At 45.8% G+C, this 26,019-nt stretch carries 24 protein-coding genes; 10 read left to right on the forward strand and 14 right to left on the reverse strand.

The features are described from left to right. Positions 1–70: 70 nt before the first annotated feature. Positions 71–622 carry a glutathione peroxidase gene (locus AC121Z_RS07960; protein WP_498127934.1) on the reverse strand — a complete coding sequence of 184 codons (552 nt, stop codon included), beginning with the start codon at positions 620–622 and terminating at the stop codon, positions 71–73. Positions 623–838: 216 nt separating this feature from the next. Between AC121Z_RS07960 and AC121Z_RS07965 the strand changes: the two genes are divergently transcribed. Next, on the forward strand, positions 839–3,328 hold the full coding sequence (locus tag AC121Z_RS07965) for a S9 family peptidase (RefSeq protein WP_498127936.1): 2,490 nt from the start codon (positions 839–841) through the stop codon (positions 3,326–3,328). 5 nt (positions 3,329–3,333) lie between these two features. Here AC121Z_RS07965 and rrtA read toward each other — a convergent pair whose 3' ends face one another. After that, entirely contained in the window at positions 3,334–3,927 is a 594-nt protein-coding gene (gene rrtA, locus AC121Z_RS07970; RefSeq protein ID WP_498127937.1) for a rhombosortase, read from the reverse strand. 116 nt (positions 3,928–4,043) lie between these two features. Here rrtA and AC121Z_RS07975 point away from each other — a divergent pair, with 116 nt between their 5' ends. Continuing rightward, the gene (locus AC121Z_RS07975; protein WP_498127938.1) at positions 4,044–4,805 is read left to right on the forward strand and encodes an enoyl-CoA hydratase; all 762 of its coding nucleotides are present in this window, start codon (positions 4,044–4,046) and stop codon (positions 4,803–4,805) included. Further along, entirely contained in the window at positions 4,806–6,566 is a 1,761-nt protein-coding gene (gene ggt, locus AC121Z_RS07980; RefSeq protein WP_498127940.1) for a gamma-glutamyltransferase, read from the forward strand. It begins immediately after the preceding gene. A gap of 4 nt (positions 6,567–6,570) precedes the next feature. On the opposite strand, the gene AC121Z_RS07985 is transcribed toward ggt, so the two are convergent. The 5 genes from AC121Z_RS07985 to purM all read right to left on the reverse strand — a co-directional run bounded on the left by AC121Z_RS07985 (position 6,571) and on the right by purM (position 13,242). Next, positions 6,571–7,920 (reverse strand): M24 family metallopeptidase, encoded by a 1,350-nt coding sequence (locus tag AC121Z_RS07985; protein ID WP_498127942.1) that lies wholly within the window; start codon positions 7,918–7,920, stop codon positions 6,571–6,573. Between the two features lie 288 nt (positions 7,921–8,208). Continuing rightward, on the reverse strand, positions 8,209–10,686 hold the full coding sequence (fadE, locus tag AC121Z_RS07990; protein ID WP_498127944.1) for an acyl-CoA dehydrogenase FadE: 2,478 nt from the start codon (positions 10,684–10,686) through the stop codon (positions 8,209–8,211). Positions 10,687–10,857: 171 nt separating this feature from the next. Then, positions 10,858–11,592, reverse strand: coding sequence for a DUF3108 domain-containing protein (locus AC121Z_RS07995; protein ID WP_498127945.1), 735 nt, complete (start codon positions 11,590–11,592; stop codon positions 10,858–10,860). Beyond that, positions 11,552–12,205, reverse strand: coding sequence for a phosphoribosylglycinamide formyltransferase (gene purN, locus AC121Z_RS08000; protein ID WP_498127946.1), 654 nt, complete (start codon positions 12,203–12,205; stop codon positions 11,552–11,554). The genes AC121Z_RS07995 and purN overlap by 41 nt, the downstream gene beginning before the upstream one ends. Beyond that, on the reverse strand, positions 12,205–13,242 hold the full coding sequence (gene purM / locus AC121Z_RS08005; RefSeq protein ID WP_498127947.1) for a phosphoribosylformylglycinamidine cyclo-ligase: 1,038 nt from the start codon (positions 13,240–13,242) through the stop codon (positions 12,205–12,207). The genes purN and purM overlap by 1 nt, the downstream gene beginning before the upstream one ends. Before the next feature lie 125 nt (positions 13,243–13,367). Here purM and AC121Z_RS08010 point away from each other — a divergent pair, with 125 nt between their 5' ends. After that, positions 13,368–14,741, forward strand: coding sequence for a DUF8605 domain-containing protein (locus AC121Z_RS08010; RefSeq protein WP_498127949.1), 1,374 nt, complete (start codon positions 13,368–13,370; stop codon positions 14,739–14,741). Positions 14,742–14,743: 2 nt separating this feature from the next. Next, positions 14,744–15,466 carry a DnaA regulatory inactivator Hda gene (gene hda, locus AC121Z_RS08015; protein WP_498127951.1) on the forward strand — a complete coding sequence of 241 codons (723 nt, stop codon included), beginning with the start codon at positions 14,744–14,746 and terminating at the stop codon, positions 15,464–15,466. Here hda and AC121Z_RS08020 read toward each other — a convergent pair. Genes AC121Z_RS08020 through arsC form a run of 4 tightly spaced genes read right to left on the reverse strand, consistent with a single transcriptional unit; the run spans position 15,463 to position 18,779 of the window. After that, positions 15,463–17,427 (reverse strand): PKD domain-containing protein, encoded by a 1,965-nt coding sequence (locus tag AC121Z_RS08020; protein ID WP_498127952.1) that lies wholly within the window; start codon positions 17,425–17,427, stop codon positions 15,463–15,465. The two genes, hda and AC121Z_RS08020, sit on opposite strands and share 4 nt — an antisense overlap. Before the next feature lie 4 nt (positions 17,428–17,431). After that, positions 17,432–17,848 carry a DUF2069 domain-containing protein gene (locus tag AC121Z_RS08025; protein ID WP_498127953.1) on the reverse strand — a complete coding sequence of 139 codons (417 nt, stop codon included), beginning with the start codon at positions 17,846–17,848 and terminating at the stop codon, positions 17,432–17,434. After that, a complete protein-coding gene (gene wrbA, locus AC121Z_RS08030) occupies positions 17,845–18,444 on the reverse strand; it encodes an NAD(P)H:quinone oxidoreductase (protein ID WP_498127955.1) in 600 nt (199 codons plus the stop codon). The genes AC121Z_RS08025 and wrbA overlap by 4 nt, the downstream gene beginning before the upstream one ends. Continuing rightward, positions 18,441–18,779 carry an arsenate reductase (glutaredoxin) gene (arsC, locus tag AC121Z_RS08035; RefSeq protein WP_498127956.1) on the reverse strand — a complete coding sequence of 113 codons (339 nt, stop codon included), beginning with the start codon at positions 18,777–18,779 and terminating at the stop codon, positions 18,441–18,443. The genes wrbA and arsC overlap by 4 nt, the downstream gene beginning before the upstream one ends. 63 nt (positions 18,780–18,842) lie before the next feature. On the opposite strand from arsC, the gene AC121Z_RS08040 reads away from it, so the two are divergent. After that, complete coding sequence (locus AC121Z_RS08040) at positions 18,843–19,313, forward strand: TlpA family protein disulfide reductase (protein ID WP_498127958.1); 471 nt, start codon at positions 18,843–18,845, stop codon at positions 19,311–19,313. On the opposite strand, the gene bepA is transcribed toward AC121Z_RS08040, so the two are convergent. Then, positions 19,305–20,774: a beta-barrel assembly-enhancing protease gene (gene bepA / locus AC121Z_RS08045; protein ID WP_498127959.1), complete on the reverse strand. Its 1,470-nt coding sequence runs from the start codon at positions 20,772–20,774 to the stop codon at positions 19,305–19,307. The two genes, AC121Z_RS08040 and bepA, sit on opposite strands and share 9 nt — an antisense overlap. A gap of 222 nt (positions 20,775–20,996) precedes the next feature. On the opposite strand from bepA, the gene AC121Z_RS08050 reads away from it, so the two are divergent. Further along, positions 20,997–22,070: an AI-2E family transporter gene (locus tag AC121Z_RS08050; RefSeq protein ID WP_498127961.1), complete on the forward strand. Its 1,074-nt coding sequence runs from the start codon at positions 20,997–20,999 to the stop codon at positions 22,068–22,070. 44 nt (positions 22,071–22,114) lie between these two features. On the opposite strand, the gene bcp is transcribed toward AC121Z_RS08050, so the two are convergent. Then, positions 22,115–22,579 (reverse strand): thioredoxin-dependent thiol peroxidase, encoded by a 465-nt coding sequence (gene bcp, locus AC121Z_RS08055; protein WP_498127962.1) that lies wholly within the window; start codon positions 22,577–22,579, stop codon positions 22,115–22,117. A gap of 1 nt (position 22,580) precedes the next feature. Beyond that, on the reverse strand, positions 22,581–23,117 hold the full coding sequence (locus AC121Z_RS08060) for a glycine cleavage system transcriptional repressor (protein WP_498127964.1): 537 nt from the start codon (positions 23,115–23,117) through the stop codon (positions 22,581–22,583). A 158-nt stretch (positions 23,118–23,275) separates the two neighbouring features. Between AC121Z_RS08060 and dapA the strand changes: the two genes are divergently transcribed. From dapA to purC, 3 genes are read left to right on the forward strand one after another with little or no spacing between them, the layout of a single operon-like run. Further along, positions 23,276–24,157 (forward strand): 4-hydroxy-tetrahydrodipicolinate synthase, encoded by an 882-nt coding sequence (gene dapA / locus AC121Z_RS08065; protein ID WP_498128188.1) that lies wholly within the window; start codon positions 23,276–23,278, stop codon positions 24,155–24,157. Positions 24,158–24,164: 7 nt separating this feature from the next. Next, the gene (bamC, locus tag AC121Z_RS08070; RefSeq protein WP_498127965.1) at positions 24,165–25,280 is read left to right on the forward strand and encodes an NlpB/DapX family lipoprotein; all 1,116 of its coding nucleotides are present in this window, start codon (positions 24,165–24,167) and stop codon (positions 25,278–25,280) included. A gap of 18 nt (positions 25,281–25,298) precedes the next feature. Beyond that, positions 25,299–26,009 (forward strand): phosphoribosylaminoimidazolesuccinocarboxamide synthase, encoded by a 711-nt coding sequence (gene purC, locus AC121Z_RS08075; RefSeq protein ID WP_498127966.1) that lies wholly within the window; start codon positions 25,299–25,301, stop codon positions 26,007–26,009. Positions 26,010–26,019 lie beyond the last annotated feature (10 nt).

Consider the following 26,019-nt stretch of genomic DNA (forward strand, 5'->3'; position numbering starts at 1 on the left):
ATTTCCTACTGTGTGTTCCAAGTTGAGTGTGCTTGTTTACCCCGCGAAGTCGCGGGGTTTTTTTTGTGTATTAGAGGGTTAATGCAGATTCAATAGCCGCGATAAGGTCTTCATCATCCGGTTTAGTGAATGAAGAGTAGCTCTCTACCACATCGCCATTTTTGTTAACCAGATATTTATAAAAGTTCCACTTTGGTGCCGTGCCTGATTTTTCAGTCAGCATCCGATAGATTGGATCTGCTTCGTCGCCACGCACAGATACCGCTTCAAACATTGGAAATTCGACCCCATAGGTTAGCTCACACAGTTCCGCGGTTTTCCCTTCATCTTCGTCTTCTTGATTGAAATCGTGCGACGGAAATCCGAGTACAGTAAAGCCTTTGTCTTTGTATGTGTCGTACAATTTTTCAAGGCCCTCAAACTGTGGCGTGAAACCACAATAGCTGGCAGTGTTAACGATTAACAAGGTCTGCCCTTGGTATTCACTGCATAGGTTAACCGTTTCTTGTGAGTTTAATTTGCGTTTGACGAACTTAAGTACATCGGGACATTCATCAACCGCGTGGCTCGGCAATGCAACTGAGCATAAAACAATTAAAGTTAACAATAGCCATTTTTTCATTATGTTTCCTTATTCATTGGCATATGAAGATAAAACGCGCAACGGGTAAATTGGATCACATCAATCTCCAATTATCGGCAAATACTGGTTAATTCTCAGTATATTTTTGCAAATCTAATATGCGACGAGTGACTGCTGATTTCGCGTTTAGCGTGTTTGACTGCTGAGCCATTTTTGATGCTATAGTTTGCAGCGATAAAAATAAGGGCAATGACTATGTTAATAACACCAAAACCGATCGTGGTCGCACTTTTTTGCGCTAGTTTAAGTGCTTGTGTCGCTACCCAGCCTGACACTACTAGCCGCACATTGGCTGATGCCAACCCCAGTGCCACGCAAATAATCACGCCGCCTGCTACTGATTTCTCAGCAACGGGTATTGCTGACGCTATTACGCTGGAGCGCATCATGGCAGATCCCGATTGGTTGGGCCGCCAACCCTCATCACCCGGTTGGAGTCTTGATGGAACTCAGATCACCTATAAACGCAAACGCCAAGGGTCAAAGTTAGAAGACTTTTTCATTACGACCACAAGCGCACAAAACAACGGTGAAAAAGCAGCATTACAAGACTTACACGTTATTGATCGTGAGATGCAAGTTGATTCTCAGAATGGTAAACAATCAGCCTGGATTTTTGAGAGTAATATTTACCTTTATCAACACGATACTGGCCAAGTAATACAATTAACCCGCGATAGCGATTCGCCACGTGACTTACTGTTTTTGACCGATGGGCGCCTGGCGTTTCGCATTGACAATCGCTACATTGCCATTGACCTAACGACGGGCATGCGTGATGAAATTATTAGTTGGCAGTACGCAGATAAACCTAAAGCGGTCCAGGAAGCAGAAGACTTCATAGCGCGCGAACAAATTACATTGATTGATTACATCGCCAATAAACGCGCTGACCGTCAAGCCAGTGCTGAGTATTCTGAACAGGTGTTGCAGCAAAATAAAACGACAACGACACCTACCGTCTATCTCCCCAAGGGGCATACCAACGTTCAGGTGGCGTTATCACCAGACGCGCAGCATATCATCATTGCTAGTCGGGAAAATAAACCCTCGCGACAAGATACCGATATTATGCCGCATTATATCCAGGAAGATGGTCGCATTGCCGCTGAACGAGTACGACGTCGTGTCGCTGATGCATCACCCGAAAGCCATTCCCTATGGCTGGTAAATGTGGCAACGCAACAAGTGTCTGAGTTAGAAAAACATGTGCTACCTGGTTATAACGATGACGTCTTGGCAGAGGTAAAACGAGAGAATGCCAAGGCACGGGGAGAGGATTACCAAGTCAACCGTTTACCGCGTGATATCGGTTTATTACAAAGCTGGTATGGGCACCCTGCGATTGTATGGCAGGCTAATGGGAAGCACGTCGCGATGATGTTGGAGGCCTGGGACAATAAGGACCGCTGGATTGTTTCGGTTGATTTTGAGAAACAACAGCTAGTCACTCAACATAGGCTCTCAGACGACGCATGGATTAATTATGCATTTAACCAATTTGGCTGGTTAAATCAAAGTGAAACCCTGTATTATTTGTCTGAAGAAAGTGGTTATTCTCAGCTGTATATCAAGCCTGTAGAGGGAACAGCTAAAGCGCTTACTCAAGGGCGGTATGTGGTAGATAATGTAGCGTTTACTCGTGATGACCAATATGCTTACTTTACGGCCAATATTAAACATCCAGGCATTTATGAGGTTTATCGTGTCGCGGTAAATTCCGCGCAAATAAGTGCGCTGACTGACTTAAATGGTATGACCGACTATGTGTTAAGTCCTGATGAAAGCACATTGCTATTAACCCACAGCAAACTGACTTTACCACCGGAACTGTATACCGTAAATGTTGAAGAACCTGTGGTGCAACGCATTACTAATACTGTAAGTGCAGAATTTTTAGCACTGCCATGGGTTGCACCCAGTATTGTACCGGTTGATTCAAGTCATGCCACTGATCCCATTTATTCGCGGGTTTATTTACCTACGGATGATTCTACTGAAAAACGCCGAGCGGTTATTTTTAATCACGGGGCTGGTTATTTGCAGAATTCGCATATGGGGTGGTCAGGCTATTTTCGCGAGTTCATGTTTCATAGCATGCTAGCTCAACAAGGTTACGTAGTAATGGACATGGACTATCGAGCATCAAAGGGCTATGGACGTGACTGGCGTACTGCAATTTACCGTCAAATGGGTACCCCAGAGATTGAAGACCTCGCCGATGGTGTTGAATGGTTAGTGGCGAATGCGAATGTTGATCGTGAGCGGATCGGCACATACGGGGGCTCATATGGCGGTTTTATGACGTTTATGGCGTTATTTACCCGACCAGAATTGTTTCAAGCCGGAGCTGCACTGCGTCCAGTCAGCGACTGGGCTCATTATAACCATCCTTATACAGCGAATATTTTGAATACACCGGATGTAGACCCGATAGCGTATCGTCGCAGCTCACCGATTTACTATGCTGAGGGTTTACAGAAGCCATTGTTGATCAATGCGCCTATGGTTGATGATAATGTGTTTTTTGTTGATGTTGTGCGCTTGGTACAACGCTTGATTGAGTTGGAAAAAGAAGATTTTGAAACGGCAATTTACCCGGTCGAACCGCACGGTTTTGTTCAGCCTAGTTCATGGCTGGATGAATATCGCCGAATATTTAAGCTCTTTGAAGAAAATCTATAATTGCATCAGCCCTCTTCGGAGGGCTTTTTTAATGCGCTTAACGCACCCCAACATAAACCGGCAATTGCGCCCAATGCATGTGCATTGATTGCAACTGAGGCTTCAATTAGAGCAGCAATATCACTAGTATCGCCCCCCCATTGTTCAAAGCCAACCTTGAGCGCTAATCCTAACAACAGGAGCCAACCGGTTTTGTCGCCGCGTTGAATGTCAGTACAAGCGCCCCAGGCAAATATACCGTGGAGAACCCCGGACATACCCACATAAATCAACGTAGGTTCAATCAAATACAAGCCTAAACCCGTGCAAATTGAGATCATTAACCAGGCCAGTGTGAATCGGAAGGGCGTGTAATAATCACCGTGTAGAGCCCATAACAGTAGCAAACCGGCAAGATTTAACACGAGGTGCCAAACATTGGTGTGCATCAGGTGAGCGGTTATCAGACGGTAGTATTCTCCAATATTCACGTGTTCTGCCGATAGTGCCAGCGCGCGTGAGGCTGCAGGATCAAAAAACCAGCCAAAGATTGCCACGCAGGCGAGAAAAGCCGGTACAATCCAAAAACGCGGGGCAGTAGCAAATACAAACCTATTCATAAACGTGAGTCGATCATTTAACATCGTTGGGTATCATACCGCTTTATTTAAGAAAGTCATTTGCTTGGGCCCAGTCAGCAAAGACTTATAATAACAAGCCTCAAGAGGTCGTAACTATGTCAGATATACAGGTGGCACTGCAAAATCAGTTGCTTACTATCACTATAAATCGTCCTGCCAAAAAGAACTCACTGACCCGTGAAATGTATCAGGCTATGGGAGATGCGATTGAAAGTGCCGCAGAGTCGGATTGTAAGGTGGTCTTACTGCAGGGGGAAGGTGAATGTTTTACTGCGGGCAATAATATTGCCGATTTTGCCTCTGTCGATGACGCCGAACACGTCAATGAAACCGCACATTTTATGAATGCCTTAATGCGTTGTGAACTGCCAGTAGTGGCTAAAGTAAAGGGGCTTGCTGTCGGTATCGGCACGACCATGCTATTGCATTGTGATTTTGTTTATTGTGATGACAGTGCGCGTTTTATCATGCCGTTTATTGATCTGGGCTTGGTTCCAGAGTATGCATCCAGTTATTTATTGCCACGTCTAGCCGGTCATCGTAAGGCTGCCGAATGGTTAATGTTAGGTAAACCTTTTAATGGCGAAGAGGCTGAAAAATTTGGTATTGTTACTGCGCAATTCGCTGCCTCTGCGCTCGATGAAATGGTTAACAATGTAATTACTGCATTAATGGCAAAGCCAAAACTGGCGTTAGCAACCACCAAACGGTTGATGAAAACTGACCACAAAGCGGTCGAAGAACATATGAACGAAGAGCTGGATTTTTTTATTGAAGCTATGCGTTCTGAACCAGCGCAGGAAGCTTTTGCTGCATTTTTGCATAAAAGGCCTATTAACCCGGAAAAGTTTAAGTAAATGATAAAAAGAGTACACCTGATTTGTTGGCTTAGCGCACTTTGGTTTTCAAGTAGCGCTGCGGTTGCGCAATCGTCGACTATTCAAGGTCGCGAAGATCGCGAGCCCGAGGCCGCTACAGGTTATGCCGACAAAAAGGCCTTCACTGCCAATCAATACATGGTTGTGGCTGCTAATCCTTATGCCAGCTGGACGGGGCGTAATGTCCTAGAACGTGGTGGTAGCGCGATTGATGCTGCTGTCGCTATTCAGGCCATGCTCACCTTGGTTGAGCCCCAATCTTCTGGTATCGGTGGTGGTACATTTATCCTCTATTGGGATAATCAAAACAAACGATTACACACCTTTGATGGGCGCGAGACCGCCCCGGCAGAGGCCAATGCCTATTTGTTTACCGAGAAAGGGAAGCCGATGAAATGGCGTGATGCTGTCGTTGGTGGACGGTCGGTTGGCGTCCCGGGGGCATTGCGAGCGTTGGAACTTGCGCATGCCGAGTTTGGTCAATTGGATTGGTCAGTATTGTTTGATGATACGATTATTACCGCGCAACAGGGATTCACTGTATCTGAACGCTTACATCGTTTATTGACGCTGGATATCCATCCGGGACTTAAACAGTTCCCTGCGACGAACAGTTATTTTTATCCAGCAGGAAAACCTTTGGCCGTAGGGAGTAAACGAAAAAATATAAAACTGGCAAATACGCTGCGTAAAATTGCTGCAAATGGGGCTGACGCGTTTTACCAAGGAGATATACCCGCGCGGATAGTTGATGCGGTGCAAAATAGCAGTATTAATCCGGGCGTCCTCGAAGTGAGTGATTTTGAGGGGTATCAAGCCATTAAGCGAGCGCCCGTTTGTGGTAATTATCGCAATAACCAAGTTTGTGGTATGGCTCCCCCCAGTTCAGGCGGTATAAATGTGGTGCAGATTCTAAAGATGCTTGAGGGCTTTGAGCTTAACAAAATGACACCTAACTCCTTAGAGTTTGCGCATGTGTTTACTCAGGCAACAGCTATGGCATACGCGGATAGAGACATGTATGTGGCGGATTCAGACTTTACCAATCTGCCATATGCTGCCTTGATCAACGACACTTACTTAAGTCGACGCGCCGAGGGGATAAAGCCCAACGAAAAAATGCGACGTTTTAGAGCTGGTAAGCCTTATTCAGAAGCACAGTTAAGTGCTGATTATTCACTGGAACTACCCAATACCAGCCATATCGCGATTGTCGATAAGCAGGGTAATGCGGTTTCCATGACCTCGAGTATTGAGTTTATGTTTGGTTCAGGTTTAATGGTTGAGGGTTTTTTGCTGAATAATCAATTAACCGATTTTTCACTGACTCCAACGCGTAATCGGTTTCCAGTGTTGAATCGGGTAGAACCCAATAAGCGTCCGCGTAGCGCGATGTCACCAACGATCATTTTTGACGCAAACGGTGAGATTAAGTTAATTATCGGTTCACCTGGCGGTTCACGCATCATTAGCTATGTTGCGCAAACCATTATTGGTGTGTTGGATTGGGGGCTTAATGTTCAGGAAGCGATTAATTTACCTAAAATCACCAATCGCAATGATTACACTGCGCTGGAAAAAGGCACACCCATTGTAGTCTTACAGGACAAACTTGAAGCGCTAGGACACTCAGTAAAAATAATAGATTTAAATAGCGGTTTACACGGCATTCAAATGGAAAAGGGGACCTTAATTGGTGGTGCAGATCCCCGCAGAGAAGGTGTTGCTGTTGGGCGCTAGTTGACTAGTTAATGACGTGCCACAATGTTTGACGGCCAGCTAAGTAAAATACTTGCTCGCCGTCAAATACTGCACTTTGTTCCAATTTAATTTGTACCCATTGATTATCCCATTCAGGGATTTGAGCTTTAATATTTCCTTCGATCGCATAAGCCGTGTTCGCGTACAGTGGCCAATCGCCTTGGATCGGCGTGGGTCCTTGATTATCCCACATACCGATAGTAGGACCTGGTGCGTGACCAACGAAACCAATAGGATGTGTATAGGTACTGCTTATCAGACCTACAGCAGCGCTTTTATTTATGGTGTTAGCTAAAATTTGATTACCAGATAGTCCGACCTTAAATTCAGCGGTGAGTATATCTTGCCATTGGTTACCTTTGGCTAATGCACTTTTTAAACCTTTAGGTACATCGGCCTCACCCAAGCGTAAAACGTAACCCATTTCCTGCGTATCAGTACAAAGATTGATATAGCAGATACCTACATCTGTATGTAGGACGTCACCGGGTAAAATCAAACGTTTGTCTTTACCCATAAAGACATCGTCTCTGCTGGTTTCATCGCCACGGCGCTGAATATTTACATAAGGTTGGAACCATGGACGTAATTGTAAATCTTCAAAACGCTGACGAATGTACCAAGCGACATCATCGGTAGTAGTCACGCCTGGTGTGATCACATGATTTGAAAATGCTTCGGCGATTACCCCCCGCGCCAGAGTTACAATCTGTGGATAAATCGCTAATTCCTTAGTGGTACGTGTTTCAAACCAACGCACAACTAATTCTTCAGCACTCACTAACCGTGCAAGATACTTTTCTTCGAGAACGGATTGCAAACGATGATAAAGGCCAGATGATAAGCCATCGGCAACTGCCCAATCACGGCTCTTATTAATACCAATGCGTTTAGGATCGCGTTCGGCAATAATGCTCGCTAATTTTTGCCATTGTTCATCAACCGTACCGCCTTCCCACACGGTTGGATAGATTTCTCCAATGGGATACCGACTAACACTGAAGCGCTCAATGCTACCATCGTCTCGTTTGGCAAATACGAGCAACGTGGTTCTCCGCGCGGCGAAGGTGGGTTGGGGCACAAGTGTTGTAAAGAGACGGTCTTCGCCATATTCACGATTGATCACTAACCACATATCCAACCCAGAGGCCTGCATCAACTCAGGTAATAAATTATCCAGTCTATCGATTAAAATATCATTTATAGGGTGAGTACGTTGTTCAAAGGAAAGTACATCGGGTAATGCTTGGATCTTGCGGCCTTGCGCAAATTGATTATCTGCATAAGCATTTATCGCCAAGGTACAGGTCATAAGTAGAGTTGTTAGTCGCATCGGTATTGTTCTCATAAGTGTTTAATTTTTAATAAATTGCACTGCTTGATACAAAAATACCAACGTTAGGGTTCATATTGCAACTGAGTACGATACGAGTGATTAGAAAAAAAGGACGTGAATTAAAGAATGCATTGATAAGCGCACAACCGCACGCGATAAAATAATAAAAAGAATACCGAGTTTGGTTATCGCATGAGGCAAACAACATTAACCAATAAGGATACAAAATAAGATAAAAAAAGCCGACGAAAAACGCCGGCTTGTGACTTCATAAAACGCAGTTACCTATGCGGCTTTAGCCGATTTAGCTTTCGTGCTGGTTTTACGCGCTGGCTTTTTAGCACTTGTTGCGGCAATTAATTCCGCAGGATCAAAGTCGTCGACATTGATTGTGCGCAATCGACCGGCCTCGGTACGTTTCATTAGCTCCGCTTCTTCTTGCGAAATAATGCCGTCTGCTAGCGCTTTATCCGCAAGCGTGTCGAGCCCTGTCATAGGCAATTTCTGTTTCATTGCTTTACAAATACGCTCAAATACTGGCTCTGTGGCTAGAATATCGTCCAGGGTTTGCTCTAAATCACCTAACAGATTGCCTTCCTCACGCGTAACATATTGACCATATGCGATGCGATCACGCGCTGGGCAGGGGGTTTGTAGAATTTGTGCAATCTTATGCTCCAACACATCAGATGGGCGTTTGACGCGGCGACCTAGTGGCATAACCAATACGCGCATAAATGCACCGACAGCTGCTACCGGGAAGTTCTTAATAAACTCGTCAATCGCTGTTTCTGTATTGTATGCAAGATCTTGCAACGCCCAATGAACAAACGGCAAATCCTCTTGATTGCGGCCTTGCTCATCAAAGCGCTTAAGCACTGCGCTGCCTAAATAGATATTACTGAGAATATCACCTAGACGTGCTGATAATCGTTCTCGACGTTTCAGATCGCCACCCAATACGCCCATGGAAATATCGGTCAATAAGGCTAGGTTTGCTGCATATCCCTGCAGCAACTGGTAGTAACGACCAGTATCGTCTTTAAACGGCGTGCGGCTTAAGCGTCCACCAGTCAACGTAAACCATAGACTTCTGAATGTATTACCGATGGCAAAACCAATATGGCCAAAAACTGCCTTATCGAATTGGTCGAGACTTTGCTTTTTATCAGCCACTTGAGAGGCTCTAATTTCTTCGAGCACATAAGGATGACAGCGCATCGCACCTTGACCAAAGATCATCATATTACGGGTGAGAATATTGGCACCTTCAACGGTAATTGAAATCGGCGCTCCTTGATATCCTCGACCAATATAATTGTTCGGACCTAAACAGATACCCTTACCGCCATGAATATCCATTGAATCGTTGATAACCGTGCGCATACGCTCGGTTAAGTGATATTTACATATTGCAGAAATGACCGACGGTTTTTCGCCCATATCTAGAGCTGCCGTTGTCATGCTGGTAACCGCATCCATCATGTAAGCATTACCACCGATCCGGCCAAGCATCTCTTCAATGCCTTCCATGTGACCAATAGGTAGCCTAAATTGGCGACGGATACGCGCGTACGCTCCGGTTGACGCGGCAATTGATTTAGCGCCACCCGCGGCAGAAGAAGGTAGAGTGATACAGCGCCCAACAGACAAACACTCCATCAACATGCGCCAGCCTTTACCGGCCATTTTTTCACCGCCGATAATGTAGTCTAATGGTACGAATATGTTTTCTCCACGCACTGGCCCATTCTGGAACGGGACGTTAAGTGGGAAGTGGCGACGACCAACGTCGAGCCCTTTCGTGTCGCGCGGGATGAGAGCACAAGTAATGCCCATATCTTCCTTGTCACCTAAGAGCCCCTCGGGATCTTTTAATTTAAACGCTAAACCAATAACAGTCGCGACTGGCGCTAGAGTGATGTAACGCTTATTAAAGTTCAAACGCATGCCGAGAATTTCTTTACCTTCCCATTCTCCTTTACACACCACACCAAAGTCAGGAATAGCACCAGCATCTGAGCCTGCTTCTGGACTGGTTAATGCAAAACAGGGGATTTCATCACCCACAGCTAATCGAGGTAAATAATGGTCTTGCTGTTCTTTGGTGCCGTAATGTTGCAGCAGTTCACCAGGGCCTAACGAATTGGGTACACCAACCGTACTGGACAAAACAGCACTGACGCCCGCGAGTTTTTGTAATACACGGGATTGTGCATAAGCAGAGAAGTCTAATCCGCCATACTCTTTTTTAATGATCATGGCGAAAAATTTATTGTCTTTTAGGTACTGCCATATTTCAGGCGATAAATCGGCGTCTTTATGGTTGATCTGCCACTCATCGACCATGTTGCACACGACCTCACACGGACCATCCAGGAATGCTTGTTCCTCTGGTGTTAAGCGTGGCTGTGCATAGGAATGGAGTTTATTCCAATCCGGCTTCCCGGTGAAAATATCGCCGTCCCACCATACAGTTCCCGCATCGATGGCTTCCTGTTCGGTATCGGACATTTCAGGCATTACTTTTTTATAGAATGCGAGTAGCTTCTTGCTGATATGCTGTTTCCGAATGTCGCGGTTAATTAAGGGAATAGTAAGTGCAGCGAACACAATCCAGCCCAATAGGCCGATATCACCGCTTAGTGTGCCAACAATCATCACAACACCTAAGCCGATGACACAGTTAAGTAACGAAGTTTGCTTATAGGCAGCGACAGCAATTACCGCCACGCACAATAAGAACCAAACTAAATCAGACATGTTGCCTCCTGAAAACGGGTGAACATTCACCGAAAAGTGGTCATAGGTCAGACCAGAAAGTACGGTAACCTATAATTACCTAAACGAAAGATCAAGCCGATTGGATTTGTTCAGGTATTTTTTCCACTGATAGCTGACTATAAGTATAGTGGAAAAACCCTGAACGTGAGTTTATTGTGGTGTTTGAGTGAGCGTTTTTAGCTGAATATCACCTTGCTCTTCACCATCTTTAAACTGTTGTAAGCGGACTAATGTGTAATCTAATGCGGGTGAGAACCACGCAAACGTTTCGCGCGAACTTGAGCCTCTGTCGATTTTTAGTTTAACACTGTCCACCATACCGTAAGGCAGATCTAACTGTTCTTTACCAACAACTTTAATGAGGTACTCTCGAGGCTGGCCACGATAGTTGACAAACGCATAGTGCATTTCTTTTTTTTCCAAAGCCAACTGGCGTGGGATATCGATACGAAACAGCTGATTATCAAACTCACCTTGCCAGTCCTTGAGTTTTTTGCCGTCTACTAAGATGCTATTGGATGCTGCGTCGAAGTTCGCTGACAAGGCTTTGTCTGGGCCAGTACCGGTGCGTGTATAATTATAGCTTTGCGGGGTTATTTCACCGTCGTTAAAGGTGAAAATTGAATGCTCATAACGCTTGTCAGAGAGAAAAAACTTAGAGACCTTTGAACTGTAGGTTAACGAATACTGATCGTAGCCAAGATGTTCGAGTGCTAACGTCGCATTCCCCACATCATCACCGTAACGAAAAGCAACATAATCGGCTTTGAATGGCACAAGTTGCTGGGTGTGATCGCTTCCATTAGCATACAGACTCGTGCTGGTCAGGATGCCGACGAAAAAACTAATCAGCAGCGAAGCCACTGGCGGGTAAAATTTGCTCATCTAAAACAGCCTTATCATTTATTTTTCTTAGCCGCCCATCACAAAACCACTTGATAACCAGTGGGTATATTTGGCGTTCTTGTGTTTGCACACGCTCTGCCAAAGAGTCAGCATCGTCATCTGCGAATACCGGAACCTTTGCCTGCAGTATTACCGGACCACCGTCAAGTTCGGCAGTAACAAAGTGAATACTGCAACCATGTTCGTCGTCATTCGCGTCAATCGCGCGTTGATGAGTGTGCAAACCTCGATACTTCGGCAATAGTGACGGATGAACGTTCAATAAAATATCACCAAAGCGAGTAATGAATGTTTCACTTAAGATCCGCATAAAGCCGGCGAGGGCAATACACGTCGGGTTAAAATTAGCAATTGCCTCAGCGAGTCGATGGTCATAGGAATCACGCGACTCTTCCGGAACGGCGGTGACAATTGCAACCGGGATATCTGCTTGCTTAGCACGTTCTATCCCGTATGCGTCAGATTTATTCGACACGACCCCAGCAATGACCGCATTGATCTGCTGCTTCGCAACAGCGTCAATAATCGCTTGTAGATTTGAGCCGTTGCCGGAAATGACAACGACTATACGGGCTGTTTTCGGCTCAGACATTAGTCAATTACAACGCTTTGTTCGTCTGTTTTAGTCACGACTTCACCAATGAGCCAGGCGTCTTCACCCTGTGCACGCAAGATTTCAATTGCTTCTTCTGCTGAGGCCTGAGGCAACGCGATAATTAAACCAACGCCACAGTTAAATGTACGATACATCTCTTTAGTCGTTACGTTGCCAGTTTCTTGTAACCAAGCAAAAATAGGGGGCCACTGCCAACTACTACCGTTAATTTTCGCGCAATAATCAACCGGTAATACGCGCGGGATATTTTCCCAAAAGCCGCCGCCGGTTATATGCGAGATGGCATGGACTTCAACACTTTCGAGTAGTTTCAATACTGATTTGACATAGATTTTCGTCGGTGCCAATAAATGTTCCGATAAGGGTTTTCCTTCCAGTGATTGAGCCAAGTCACTGCCATCAACTTCGATTATTTTGCGGATCAATGAATAACCATTCGAATGAGGGCCACTTGAGCCTAGTGCGATAAGGGCGTCGCCTGCACCAACCTTGCTACCATCAATGACCTCATCGGCTTCAACTACACCCACACAAAAGCCCGCGACATCATAATCATCACCGTGATACATACCCGGCATTTCAGCTGTTTCACCACCTATTAGTGCACACCCAGCTTGGACGCAGCCCTCGCCAATACCACTTACGACATCCGCTGCAGTGTCTACGTTTAATTTTCCTGTGGCATAGTAGTCAAGAAAAAATAAGGGCTCAGCGCCTTGCACGATGAGGTCATTCACGCACATTGCGACTAAATCAATACCAATACTGTCATGTTTACCCAGGTCCATCGCCAAACGAAGCTTAGTGCCAACGCCATCGGTACCTGAGACTAAAAGAGGATTCTTGTATTTCTGTGGGAGTGAGCACAACGCACCAAAGCCACCTAAGCCGCCTTTCACTTCAGGCCGAGTCGTTTTTTTGGTGACAGATTTGATGCGTTCAACTAATTGGTTCCCAGCATCTATATCGACACCCGCATCTTTATAGCTGAGCGTGGGTTTATCGTTACTCACGGCGTTTCCTTTAAACAAGAATCAAAAATTGTGCGAATTCTACCAGCTACCGCCAGGTTTACCAATGCGGCAAATTAAAATTATTATCGGATGCAAAATAGTGACAAATCGTTAACAATACAGCCATGTATATTCAGTTAATAGTAGCCATGCATCGAACGGTTCGACTTATAATCGTCGCGTTGGGTTTATTATCACTGCCTGTGCTGGGCCAGGTTCAGCAAGGTGGTGAGTCTACAGTTATTGCGACACACGTAGTTAAAATAAGTGTAGCTGATCAATCACAGCAAGAGCGACAGCGTGCAATAACCAATGCATTCCGGCGGGCATTAATAAAAATGTCAGGTAGTCGCTCCCAATTTGATCAGACACTTTGGCGCGCGTTGGACAAGCAAGCCAGTGCACTGTTGAAAGCATACCAGTATGAAATAGAGGACGGTATGCTGTCTTTAATCGCCACGTTTGATAAGTTGAAAATGCAGGCGTTATTGCGCGATAACCAACTAAAGTTATGGGAGTCTCGGCGCCCGGATAGCATAATTTGGTTAACGGTGAACGAACCAAGTGCGCGCAATAGTTTGTTGTTATCTGAAAGTCAGCCAACTGAGCTAGGGCAAATCATTAAGACTGTCGCGCAACAGCGCGGGGTCAATATTGTCCTGCCACTGTATGATTTGGAAGATGCGCAGCAAGTATCGTTGTACGATATTTGGGGGCGGTTTACGGGGCCTATTCAGCAGGCGAACATCCGTTATGGATTAACGCATTCTATTGTGGCCCGGATTCGCCGTTCACCTGATTACGATCCCGAAGCATTAAAGTTGCGCATTGAAGAATTAAATCGTCTGCGCGAACAAACGGCAGAAGATGCCATGTTAGCAGAGGATTCTGCAGCAGATGAAGTAACCGTCACTGTGGATTCAGATGTAGACCTAATAGCTCAAGGTAATCGTTCAGAGGTGCAGGGCACAATTGAAACTAGCGATGAACCACTGGATTTAGCCGCAGACGCGCCCGTTGAGCCAGCGAGTTTATTCAGTTTTGACGAGTTCGAAGCACTGTTGGCCGATTACCAACAATACCAATTGGATTACACCTTTTTGTTTGATAACAGCGTGGTCAGCAATACATTGGGGGGGGAGACCCCTGAACAGCTGGTCGAGGAATTGATCCAGCGATACGTGGATCATCTGTCCGAGCGCTATGCCATCGAGTCTATCGTTGACGATACTGAGTTGGTTTCTGCCTCTTTAGCTGTGAACAATATTCAGCGTTTGACTGACTATCAACAGGTTTATAGCTTACTCAGTTCATTAAGCGTCGTTGAGTCTGTGCAGCTGGAGCGTTTACAAGGTAGTCAAGCCTACTTTAATGTTCGCCTGTTTGCTGAGTTCGAACAACTGATCGACGCGTTGGTATTGGATGGTCGTTTACTGCCGCAATTAGATGCGTTTGGTAATGTGATTAATACCGATGAATTGGTATGGGCGCCTAAGTAACCATGCAATTAACGTTACCGGTACAGCTCCCCGTTGAAAAGCAGCTCAGCAATTTTATTGCGGGGCCCAATAGTGCATTGATTGAACAAGCGAGTACATGTGTTGATGGTCTAACACAGCATGTAGAAGGTTTTCAGCAGCTATTTTTGCACGGCGGCCAGGCGAGTGGTAAGAGTCACTTATTGTACGCACTTTGTCACTATGCCAACGAACAGGGCATTGATCATTACTATTTAACCCTGCGCGATTGTACGCTGTATCCGCCTTCGTTGTTACAGGGGTTTAGGGATATACCACTGCTGTGTATCGATGATCTTGATGGGATTAATTCAGTACCGGAATGGCAAATCGCTATTTTCGACTTAATTAATCAACGGCGCGAGATAAACAAAGGCCTGCTCATATTTGCGAGCAATACGAATATACCGCAACAATTCCACAGCAACGAAAACCGCGAACTGTTGCCCGATTTAGTATCACGCTTACAATGGGGGCTGGTATATCAACTGCACGCTTTATCAGATGAGGACAAACGCGAGCTCTTGATCCGCCGTGCGGCGCTGAAAGGAATGAAGTTTTCGGATAAGGCCATCTCTTACTTATTGAATCATTGTGAGCGCAGCACCCAAATTTTAGTGGATACCATAGAACGGCTAGACCAACGCTCGTTGCGTGAACAACGAGCATTAACGGTCGATCTCATCAAACGGGAGTTGGGTCTTTAATTCTCCGGAATAATTAACCCGTGATGAGGGGCGTGTACGTGTTCCCGTATGTGCATCCTTGGGTCATAAAGGCGAACCCTTGAAGCCTCGCTGAGTGACTGCAGACCTTCTCCTAAAATAACGTTATCGAACCAGCTCTTCGCCGGATCGAGCAATTGAGGCGCCGGCAATTGGGCTTGAATTGCGGCAACGTCAAGATCGGGTAAAACATTTTCTACCGCGAAACGAACCCGTAATTGCAAACTGGCATCGCTGATACGATCACGTTGTCCCCAAGAGACGATCAGATCATCATTATCCACCGTGTTGATTATGCCTACGTCATTACTGGCACCTAATCGATACAGCATCATAAAACGCTCAAACAAGGTGGCAAAGTCCTCACGCTCGTTCAAATAGGAATAAAAACTCGGCGATACATCGGGGGCAAAAAATTGCTCGATGTCAGCGCCGTTATAATTGCGTTGTGTGTTGGTGGCAGTGTCTCCCGCAAATCGAACTTGCGCCAGCGATTTCATTTCAGCGGAACCTAAGGGGTAAGACACCGGAATGTTATCTGAAGTAGCGCCATTATTTCTGAAGTGCGCTAACGGATTATCATTCATACTAAGATTAGCCCAACGTGCAGGCGGGAAAAAATCGTTGGCATGACCTAACTCATGGTACATAAGCCATGAAATTGATGCCTCCAAGTCACTGAATGTGCGGTTAGCCCGTTGTGCTTGAGGGTAGCGTCCCGCTGGATAGTAGTCCTGGTTTTTCACATAGCGCCAAGGTATAACAAAGGCTAAATCTTGCCCAAAGTCACTGCGGAAATCCGGCCGGTCATTGAGGGTGTCGCGTTCTTGCGGCGTTAACCAAAAGTTATTCCCATCGAGATAAATTGCACCCGTTGCGGTCCAATAAAACGAAGGCCTCACCTCATAAGAAATCACGATCGCCGTTGTAGCTCTCAGTAACTGCACCATATCTGGCCCTGCCGCGGAGGAGCGGAGATATTGTTCAAACCGTTCACCCATCCAACGATGCGACACGTAAGTACGATCTAAGATGTCTTCAATGCTTGGGTTTTCAGTAACTTGACCAATTAAGGGTAGGGTAGAAAAGGCACAACTATTAGCAATTTGATTGTTATACACACAGCTGTCTAGTGCTCCTGCATAGGGACTGTCAGCACGATAGGCGAACATATCCGCGGTGGTGATTAGGTTATTGGCAGGGAAAAATCCAGATTCATTGATAGTATCATTGGTAATCGCAACCAAAGCCGTATCGGTGCCGGTTGTTTGATCATCGTAGGTTACCGTTGCTGCATAAACAATCACTCGATCGGTTGTAACGGCGGGCGCATCGAAAAACACATAATTTAGATTATCGGTGTTGATGACGACATTTTGTGCCGCGGGTCCGGCTAGTTGTTCCCAGGCGACAGCAGTGATGGTTTTGCCATTTACGCCATCGACTCGCAGTGATACCCGTCCGCGCTCAGTAGCGGCATGATCAAGCCGAATATTCGCCATGACTTCAGCCGTGGTACCCACCTGTAAAGTAAAGTCAAGAGTTCGCGTTTGGCCACTACTGGTGGTAGCTGCTACGGTAAATCCATAATCGCCCGCACTAGTCAGGTCAAAGCCAATTGCTTGCGTATGTGAGGCCAGTAAATTCACATTTGTTGGTCCACTCACCTGACGCCATTCCACAGTTCGAATGCTGGTATCATCATCGGTTAAAATCGCAAAGCCAACGGACTCTCCAACGTTCGCAGCTAAACTACCAAACAGCGCCAAACCATTTGCTTCAAGGCTTGGCGTTGCGGGGGTATCATCAGGCACTGGCGTCGGTGGGGGTGGCGCAGGTGTAGTAGGTGCCGGACCGCCACCGTCAGAACCACCACAACCAGCAAGCGTTAAAGCAGTTGCGAATAATAGTGCTCTGTACCCGAAAATTTTACCGTCTTGCATGTGTTCAACCTCGCTCAAACTTTTCCCGTTCCTGTTGCATTACCGTTGAAAGTTTCTGTAACCCTTCACCTAGCTCTCGTCCGCGCTTTCTGGCAAAGACTGCACAACCGATAAACATACCGGTAGCAAGTACAAGTTCAATTAGGGCATACAACCACTCATGCGGTTCTGCATACATAATAGTAAGACCGTGAATAAGGTAAAACATTACAATAAAATTTGCCCACGCATGGGTGTAAGGTTTGCCTTTGATGATACCCGGCAATGGCAACACCAACGGCACCACATAAACCAATACAATAAATAGGGTACTGAAGGCTTGTTCCGTACGCAGTCCAAAATGCCATGTCACCACCCAAGCCAACAGTGCGATATGACAAATTAGCGCTAAGAGACGGTAGAACCGAGTTGTTGAAGTCATGAGATTCCTTTACTTAATGTGGTGGCTAGGTTACCTAGTCGCTTTCCCTGGCTAAAAGCGAGATTCTTTTCTTCATCAGTCAATGCTGGGTGTTCAGCATTAAAAGACACGTGGGTAGCGCCATAGGGAGTGCCTCCAGTGCGAGTGGAAGACAGGTCCGGCTCGCTGTAGGGTAGTCCGCTAAGCAACATCCCGTGATGTAAAAGCGGTATCATCATAGTCAACAAGGTCGACTCCTGACCGCCGTGCATACTCGCACTTGAGGTAAATACACAGGCCGGTTTATCCACCAGTGCGCCCTTTAGCCAAAGGTCGCTAGTGCTATCCCAGAAATGCTTCATTGCGCTAGCCATGTTACCAAACCGTGTTGGGCTACCTAGCGCCAGCCCTGCACACTCAGCTAACTCTTGTTTGGTAACATAAGGCGCACCAGAATCTGGCACTGCAGCTTGTGCATTATCAATATTGGTAGACACTTTGGGTACCGTGCGCAAGAGGGCGTTTACCCCAGTTGATTCAACCCCAAGAGCTATTTGTTCTGCCAATAAACGCGTAGTACCTGATTGACTGTAGTAAAGCACTAAAATGTGATTCACAGGATCTCCAATAACTGCTCTGGCGGCCGACCAATACGAGCGGCTGTTGTACTGACTAAGATTGGTCGCTCAATCAGCTTTGGCATCTGTGTCATTGCGTTAAGTAGGGCTTCTTGGTCCGCTGAGCTTAATGCATGTTCTTTATATTCAGCCTCTTTAGTTCGCATCATTCCCCGGTAATCATTAATCCCTAATTTTGTAGCAATGGCTTTAAGTTGCTCAGCGGAAAGCGGCGACTTTTGATAATCAATCACTTCAACTTCAATATTGTGTTCTTGCAGAAGCGCCAAACCCTGGCGACTCTTAGAACATCTTGGGTTGTGTAAATATTGCATTGTTAACTTCCAAAATACGCTAAATACCTAGTAGTATACCCTGTAACGAACGGGGAGGTTCAAGTGCAAAAGTGGTTATTTGCAGCAGTCGCTGGTTGTGCCCTTGTGGCGGGGGCTGTGTTGTATCAGTCGCAACAATATGATTTTAAAACTCTGCAAGGAGAGTCGGTCAAATGGCAACAACTTGAAGGGGACTGGGTGGTGGTCAACTATTTCGCCGAATGGTGTGCGCCTTGTTTAAAGGAAGTGCCAGAACTGAACGCCTTTGCTAGTTGGGCTGAGGAGCAGCCAGACGTGCACTTATTCGCGATCAGCTATGATGCACTCAGTGAGGATAAATTGACTGATATCGCAGCACAATACAACATGACATTTGAGTTATTAGTGCCGGAAAAAACCCACTATGTACCAATAGAAAAACCGCAATATTTGCCAGCGACCTTTATTATTAAACCGGATGGCAGTATCACGCCGCCGTTGTTAGGTGAACAAACCAATCAATCAATTCAAGCTGCACTTCAACAATTACAGTAAACGCTCTAAACGCGCTTCTTCATCGCGCAGTTGTTGAATGCGAGCTCTGATCCGTTGCTTTTCTAAATGATTATCGCCAGTAAAGTTATAGGCGTGTTGTAGCTCATCAATGGCTTGTGGAAAAGCTGCCAACAGCGCAAAAACCTCAGCATTCATTTGATGCATTTCTTGATACTTACGAGCCTTGCCATATGCATCAGACAACAATTGATGGGTCAACATATGTTCGGGGTTTAACAATAGAAAATCTCGAAGTAATTCCGTTGCGTAGTCTAACTGTTTATCTTCAATAGCCGCATTCGCAAGATTTAATGTTACCACTGCATTACGTGGTGAATTTTTCAGCTCCTCTGCGAGCATTGCCACAGCCTGCTTGGCATCGCCCATGGCAATATAAATGTCAGTTGCAGTATCCAGATAAAAAAGATTACTCGGATCCTGAGCTAACAGCTTATCAATAATGTCTTTCGCTTCTGTGGCTTTGTCTGCGCGCAGTAAGGCGAGTGCTAGGCCATATTCTGCAGCAGCAGGGACCAATTGCCGTTCAGTTACGGCATTAGTGTAATAATCTAATGCCGCTTGTTTGTCATAAATGTAACGCGCTTGAATACGGGCTTTCGCTAAGTGAAACGACAAGCTAGGCGGCAATCGGACACTAGGAAGATTGGCTGCTCTAATTCGGGCATCCGCAATCCGAGATTCTGGCAAGGGATGCGATAATAAACGGGCAGGGGGGCGAGAGACAACTCGCATCTGTGCGGCTAACTTGCCAAAGAAAGTCGCCGCTGCTGATGGGTCATAACCAGCCCGCGCTAACATGGTAATGCCAATGCGATCGGCTTCTTGTTCGTTGGAGCGGGTGTAATTGAGCTGCATCTGCGCAGCTGCTGCTTGGGAAGCGCTTATGGCGGCCATGCCGGCTTGTGGATCGCCCGCCATAGCCCCTAATAGGATCCCCCCAATCAATGAGGCAATTTGCAGCGGCGATGCGCGCTGAGCTGATTGGATCCGCCGCGCGAGGTGTCGTTGTGTGACGTGAGCCACCTCGTGGGCCAGTACTGATGCGACTTCGCTTTCATTGTCAGCATTATAGATTAAACCGGTATGGACACCAATGTGACCGCCATAGAAGGCAAATGCATTAATATCGCTGTTGTTCAGCAGAAAAAAGGTAAATGGAAACTTCGCGTTATCGGCATGGATGACCAAGCGATTCCCTAAGTCTTGTATGTATTGGGTCAATACTGGGTCATTTATGATCGGCGCTTGCCCCCGCATTTGACGCATGATTACATCTCCGATCAGCATTTCCTTATCAATGCTAACCGTATCGGAGGCAACGACCCCTATTTCTGGTAATTCATTACGGTCATTGCGGACACTTTGCAATGCGGCGGCGTGCGAAGCTAGCGCGCAGTATACCAACACGAATATGCAGCTAAACAATTTACGACTTATCATGTTTCTCCAATCGTTACATAGGATTTGGCATATTCACTCGCTACATAGGGTGGGAGTAATTAAGAGATTCTATACCTTATCAAAGCATAAGAGCTGTAAACCTAAAGAATAGTTGCATTTAACGCCACATTCTTTTTATTCCGCGACAAAGCGGATTGCGCTCGCCCCCATGCTTAACCTATCATCGCACTAACTTCTTCAGTAAAAGGTGTCACTGCAAATATGCTAAGCGTTATTGACCGCTGGTACAAACGTAAATTCTCCGATCCCGATGCTCTCATGCTATTGGTGCTCATTATTATCAGTAGTTTGGTATTGGTTTTTTGGGGGGGCATGTTAATGCCCGTTATTGTCGCGGTTATTGTGGCGTACTTGTTGGATTGGTTAGTGACCCAAGCTGAGCGAGTCTGTATTAAGCGAACGGTTGCCACGGCGTTGGTGTTAATCGTGTTTTTCACGGTAACGATTATTACTTTGGTTATGTTACTGCCGGTAGTTACTAAGCAAAGTGCAAATTTAATTCGCGAGATCCCAATCATTTGGGAACAAGCACAGAGTTGGTTAATGACGCTACCGGAAAAGTATCCAACGGTCATTCAATATGATGCGATCGAGCGCATGATGGTAAGTATCAACGAGCGCGCAGTGGGGATTGGACAAGAGATCATTTCCTTGTCGTTCACGTCGATTGGCAATTTAGCTGCATTACTGATTTACGCTATATTGGTGCCACTCATGGTGTTCTTTATGCTCAAGGACAAAGCCCTGTTATTAGAGGGTGTATCCCGATTTATGCCCAAGGAACGTCGATTGATCAATAAAGTAGGCTCTGAGATGAATACTCAGATCGCCAATTACATTCGTGGCAAAGTTATAGAAATTATTATTGTTGGCGCGGTATCCGTGATCACATTTTTGGTTTTGGATTTACGGTATGCCGTGCTTCTGGGGGTTTTGGTTGGACTGTCGGTGTTGATCCCCTATATTGGGGCGGCAGTGGTAACGATACCAGTAGCAGCCGTCGCGTTGTTTCAATTTGGCCTGACGACCCCATTTTGGACATTGATGATCGCATACGCGATTATTCAGGCTTTGGATGGAAACTTGTTAGTTCCTTTATTGTTTAGTGAGGCTGTCGCTCTGCATCCTTTGTTGATCATAATCGCAGTGTTATTTTTTGGTGGCTTGTGGGGATTCTGGGGGGTGTTTTTCGCGATTCCTTTGGCTACCCTCGTTAAAGCCGTGGTAAATGCGTGGTCATCAAGCCCTGAGCCAGAAATACCGCCAGCAGCCTAATCGTAGCGCTAAAAAAAGCCGAGTTATTCTCGGCCTTTTTTATGTTATTGGGTTACGTAATCAAGCACCACCTGATGGTGGTCTTTGGTTTTAAACTTATCGAATACGTGGGCGACTATACCGTTTTCGTCAATCAAAAAGCTGAGTCGATGAATACCATCATAGACCTTACCCATAAACTTCTTTTCGCCCCAGACGCCAAATTGCTCGGCTACTGCGTGATCTTCGTCGCTTAATAAAGTGAAATTTAAAGACTCTTTCTCGGCAAATTTAGCCAGCCGCTTTGGAGCATCAATACTGATCCCCATAACTACAACATTATGCTTTTGTAACGCGTCATGTGTATCGCGTAAACCCTGAGCCTGAACTGTGCAGCCGGGTGTCATCGCTTTGGGATAAAAATACACCAACACTTTCTTACCTTTGAAGTCGGCCAGATTAACCATTTCTTCGTTTTGATCCAAGAGTGAAAATTGGGGTGCTTTATCACCTTTTACCAGTGTCTTCATGTCAATCCTGTGTTTGTTTGTCGATCAATTTACCGCTTAGATTCAGCGAGCCAAGCATCTTATTGATTGCCTCATCTACAGTTGCAAGATCCGTGGTTTGCGGTGCGCTAAGCATCATTTTACACCGCATCATATTTGCGCCAGTGGCCTTATCCAAGAAGGTTTGCTGACGCAAAGCCGTGACGCTAATTTCAAACTGCGCGAATAACGACGTTACTGCTTTGACGATCCCAACAGAATCTACACCACTAAACTCTAAGCTAAATAAATGTTCAAGGTTTTGTTTACAGTGCTCGCTGGTACGCTTGAGAATGGAAAGCAGATCATGCTCCATACACAAGCGGGGCAACATGATTTCAGCCTTGGTAATCGCGGCTTGACCACCTTCAATAATCATAGTTAAGGTGAAGTCTTTACCGAAAATGGCTTGACGACTATCCAAGATGTTACAGCCCACTTCTGCGACACACTCTGCCAGCGCACTTAAAATACCCGGGCGATTGTGGCCAAGGACGGTAACGATCAACTGTATTTTCATGCAAAACAACGCGTAATTTAAGAATAACGGGCGCGTATTTTCCTGATTATTCACGATGGTTGCAATATCGCGTGAAAATTAATGATTTGCAGGCACTGATCGCTTGTTTTTACTCGCGTCCATCATTACCATGTGCGCTCGCAAATAAAGAGGTGATCATGTTTACGGGTAGTTGGGTTGCGTTAGTTACACCAATGCATAGTGACGGTACAGTTGACTATGCTGCGTTACAACAGTTGGTCGAGTTCCACATTGAGGCAAAAACCGATGGTATTGTAGCGGTTGGTACCACTGGCGAGTCTGCAACCTTACCTTTTGATGAGCATGTTCACGTGGTGAAGAAAACGGTGGAATTTGCTGCTGGAAGAATCCCAGTCATTGCGGGAGCCGGCGCCAATGCGACCGAAGAAGCTATCTTTTTATCACAGCAATTGGCCAAAACTGGGGTAGAAGGCTTTCTTTCAGTCGTACCTTATTACAATAAGCCACAGCAACGCGGTATGGTGGCGCACTTTTCTGCCATTGCACGAGCCACTGAACTACCGAATCTATTGTATAACGTACCCGGCCGAACAGCGGTTGATATGTTACCCGAGACCGTTGCAGAGCTTGCTCTACTGCCCACCATCGTGGGTTTGAAAGACGCAACTGGCGATGTCAATCGTCTACGCGAGACCCAACCTCTGGTTCCCGGCGATTTTGTTATGCTCAGTGGTGATGATGATACCAGTCTTGAGTTTTTAAAAGCGGGTGGCCATGGCGTTATTTCGGTAACCGCCAATATTGTTCCAGCGGCGATGGCTGAATTATGTAAACTTGCAATGAATGGTCAGCATACTGAGGCGGAGCGTCTGAATGCTGAAATAGCGCAGTTGCATTTAGACTTATTTATTGAGCCAAACCCTGTGATGCCAAAGTGGGCACTCTACAAAATGGGTAAAATGTCTTACCCAACATTGCGTTTACCCATGGTTGAGCCGGAACTTGTTAGCCAAAAACAAATCGAAGCAACTTTGGCGTCATTAAAGTTACTAAAATAAGGTGTACATGAAAAAGTTAAATCCTTTCGCGAATATAAGTGTTGCTGCACTCATTGGAGTCTTAGTCTCTGGATGTGCGAGCAAAGATGAACGCGAACTAGCCTCTGGTGGTTTCAACTACACAGAAGTTAATCCAGGGCAAACCATTGCAATACCTGACGATGTTGATACGCCGAATTTTTCTAATCGCTATGCTTTACCTGAGATTGGTGAGAATGCCCAGCGCGAATTAGTGGGCCAGAAGTTAAGGGTAGCCTCGCCAAGTCTAGTCATACCTTCGGTTACTGGTTCGCACATTACTGAAGGGACTAAAACCGCTACCATTTGGTTCGATAAGGTTGATGATTCACAACCACTGGATCAGGCTATTTGGAATTCGTTGTTAGCCTTCTTAGAAGAGCAGGGCATTGGAGTAGACAGTTTCGATCCGGAAAACCAGCGCTTGATCACCGATTGGATGATTGTTAGCAAGGAAGAAGATGGTAGCTGGTACGACTGGACATCCACGGAAAGTCAAATTGGGCGTCGTTTTGAATTTAGTTTAGATATGAAAGCACATGGCAGAAGCGCTGCCTTAAACACCGAATTAGTTGACTACTTAGAGCAAAGTGGCGATAACGTGGTTGCTGAAATTGATGCCATCCGGGAACGTCAGGAAGAGGTGAATATTCTTAATCAGGTAATCAATCATTACGATTATCAGATCCGTTTGGCAACATCGCGTAAAATCCAACAAATCCGTCAGGGCTTCAATATGGAGATGGGATTTGATGACAATGGCAATGCGGCATTTGTTGTCGATGCTGAGTATGACATAGCATGGCCGCGTATGCAGCTGGTACTGCGCAAACTCGGGTTTGATGTAAAAGACTTGGATAAATCGAATGGTTTGCTCTTTGTGACCTATTCTGGTGCCGAAGAAAAATGGTACGAAGGATGGTTCTCTGACGATGAATCTATGCCACTTGATGAAGATGATTATCGCCTACAAATGCGTGAGTTAGGGGCGAAAACGTCAATTACATTGATGGATAACCAAAGTCAGCCGTTTACGGCGAATAAAGTGTCTGACTTATTTCCGCGCTTTGCCGAAGTGATGTCAGAAGATGATCTTGATATCTAATAACAGAGAGATGCTCTAATGCAAAAACGCGACGAACTATATCGCGGTAAAGCGAAAACGGTTTATACCACCGATGACGCTGACAAGTTAATTTTGGAATTCCGTAACGATACTTCGGCATTCGATGGTGAAAAGGTTGAAAAACTGGATCGCAAAGGTGAGATCAACAATAAGTTTAATCACTTTATTATGCAAAAGCTTGAAGCCGCTGGCGTTGAAACTCAGTTAATTGAGCGTTTAAGCGACACGGAATCATTGGTTAAGAAGCTCGATATGATCCCGGTAGAATGTGTGGTTCGAAACTTTGCTGCGGGTTCCATGTGTCGTCGCCTGGGCGTAGAGGAGGGGATTGAACTAACTCCACCTACCTTTGAGTTTTTCTTAAAGAATGATGCATTACATGACCCAATGGTGAATGAGTCGCACATTATCTCGTTTGATTGGGCAACGCAGTCACAAATAGACGCAATGAAAATGCTTACCCTTAAAGTAAACGAAGTTTTGCGCGAGTTGTTCTCTAATGCAGGTATGTTATTGGTCGACTTTAAGTTAGAGTTTGGGGTTTTTGAAAATCGCATCGTACTGGGCGATGAGTTTTCACCAGACGGTTGTCGGTTATGGGATAAAGAAACGCGCAAGAAAATGGATAAAGACCGTTTCCGTCAGGGATTAGGCAGCGTAGTAGAAACGTATATCGAAGTTGCTGAGCGGTTAGGGGTTCCGTTGTAACTGACCGCGA

It is taken from the genome of Alteromonas sp. DYW1 (genome assembly GCF_059752595.1).

Excerpts from the sequence above, each read along its gene's own strand:
- AC121Z_RS07960 (WP_498127934.1), bottom strand. The coding sequence starts at position 622 with ATGAAAAAATGGCTATTGTTAACTTTAATTGTTTTATGCTCAGTTGCA.
- AC121Z_RS07965 (WP_498127936.1), top strand. The coding sequence starts at position 839 with ATGTTAATAACACCAAAACCGATCGTGGTCGCACTTTTTTGCGCTAGT.
- rrtA (WP_498127937.1), bottom strand. The coding sequence starts at position 3,927 with ATGAATAGGTTTGTATTTGCTACTGCCCCGCGTTTTTGGATTGTACCG.
- AC121Z_RS07975 (WP_498127938.1), top strand. The coding sequence starts at position 4,044 with ATGTCAGATATACAGGTGGCACTGCAAAATCAGTTGCTTACTATCACT.
- ggt (WP_498127940.1), top strand. The coding sequence starts at position 4,806 with ATGATAAAAAGAGTACACCTGATTTGTTGGCTTAGCGCACTTTGGTTT.
- AC121Z_RS07985 (WP_498127942.1), bottom strand. The coding sequence starts at position 7,920 with ATGCGACTAACAACTCTACTTATGACCTGTACCTTGGCGATAAATGCT.
- fadE (WP_498127944.1), bottom strand. The coding sequence starts at position 10,686 with ATGTCTGATTTAGTTTGGTTCTTATTGTGCGTGGCGGTAATTGCTGTC.
- AC121Z_RS07995 (WP_498127945.1), bottom strand. The coding sequence starts at position 11,592 with ATGAGCAAATTTTACCCGCCAGTGGCTTCGCTGCTGATTAGTTTTTTC.
- purN (WP_498127946.1), bottom strand. The coding sequence starts at position 12,205 with ATGTCTGAGCCGAAAACAGCCCGTATAGTCGTTGTCATTTCCGGCAAC.
- AC121Z_RS08010 (WP_498127949.1), top strand. The coding sequence starts at position 13,368 with ATGTATATTCAGTTAATAGTAGCCATGCATCGAACGGTTCGACTTATA.
- hda (WP_498127951.1), top strand. The coding sequence starts at position 14,744 with ATGCAATTAACGTTACCGGTACAGCTCCCCGTTGAAAAGCAGCTCAGC.
- AC121Z_RS08020 (WP_498127952.1), bottom strand. The coding sequence starts at position 17,427 with ATGCAAGACGGTAAAATTTTCGGGTACAGAGCACTATTATTCGCAACT.
- AC121Z_RS08025 (WP_498127953.1), bottom strand. The coding sequence starts at position 17,848 with ATGACTTCAACAACTCGGTTCTACCGTCTCTTAGCGCTAATTTGTCAT.
- arsC (WP_498127956.1), bottom strand. The coding sequence starts at position 18,779 with ATGCAATATTTACACAACCCAAGATGTTCTAAGAGTCGCCAGGGTTTG.
- bepA (WP_498127959.1), bottom strand. The coding sequence starts at position 20,774 with ATGATAAGTCGTAAATTGTTTAGCTGCATATTCGTGTTGGTATACTGC.
- AC121Z_RS08050 (WP_498127961.1), top strand. The coding sequence starts at position 20,997 with ATGCTAAGCGTTATTGACCGCTGGTACAAACGTAAATTCTCCGATCCC.
- bcp (WP_498127962.1), bottom strand. The coding sequence starts at position 22,579 with ATGAAGACACTGGTAAAAGGTGATAAAGCACCCCAATTTTCACTCTTG.
- AC121Z_RS08060 (WP_498127964.1), bottom strand. The coding sequence starts at position 23,117 with ATGAAAATACAGTTGATCGTTACCGTCCTTGGCCACAATCGCCCGGGT.
- dapA (WP_498128188.1), top strand. The coding sequence starts at position 23,276 with ATGTTTACGGGTAGTTGGGTTGCGTTAGTTACACCAATGCATAGTGAC.
- bamC (WP_498127965.1), top strand. The coding sequence starts at position 24,165 with ATGAAAAAGTTAAATCCTTTCGCGAATATAAGTGTTGCTGCACTCATT.
- purC (WP_498127966.1), top strand. The coding sequence starts at position 25,299 with ATGCAAAAACGCGACGAACTATATCGCGGTAAAGCGAAAACGGTTTAT.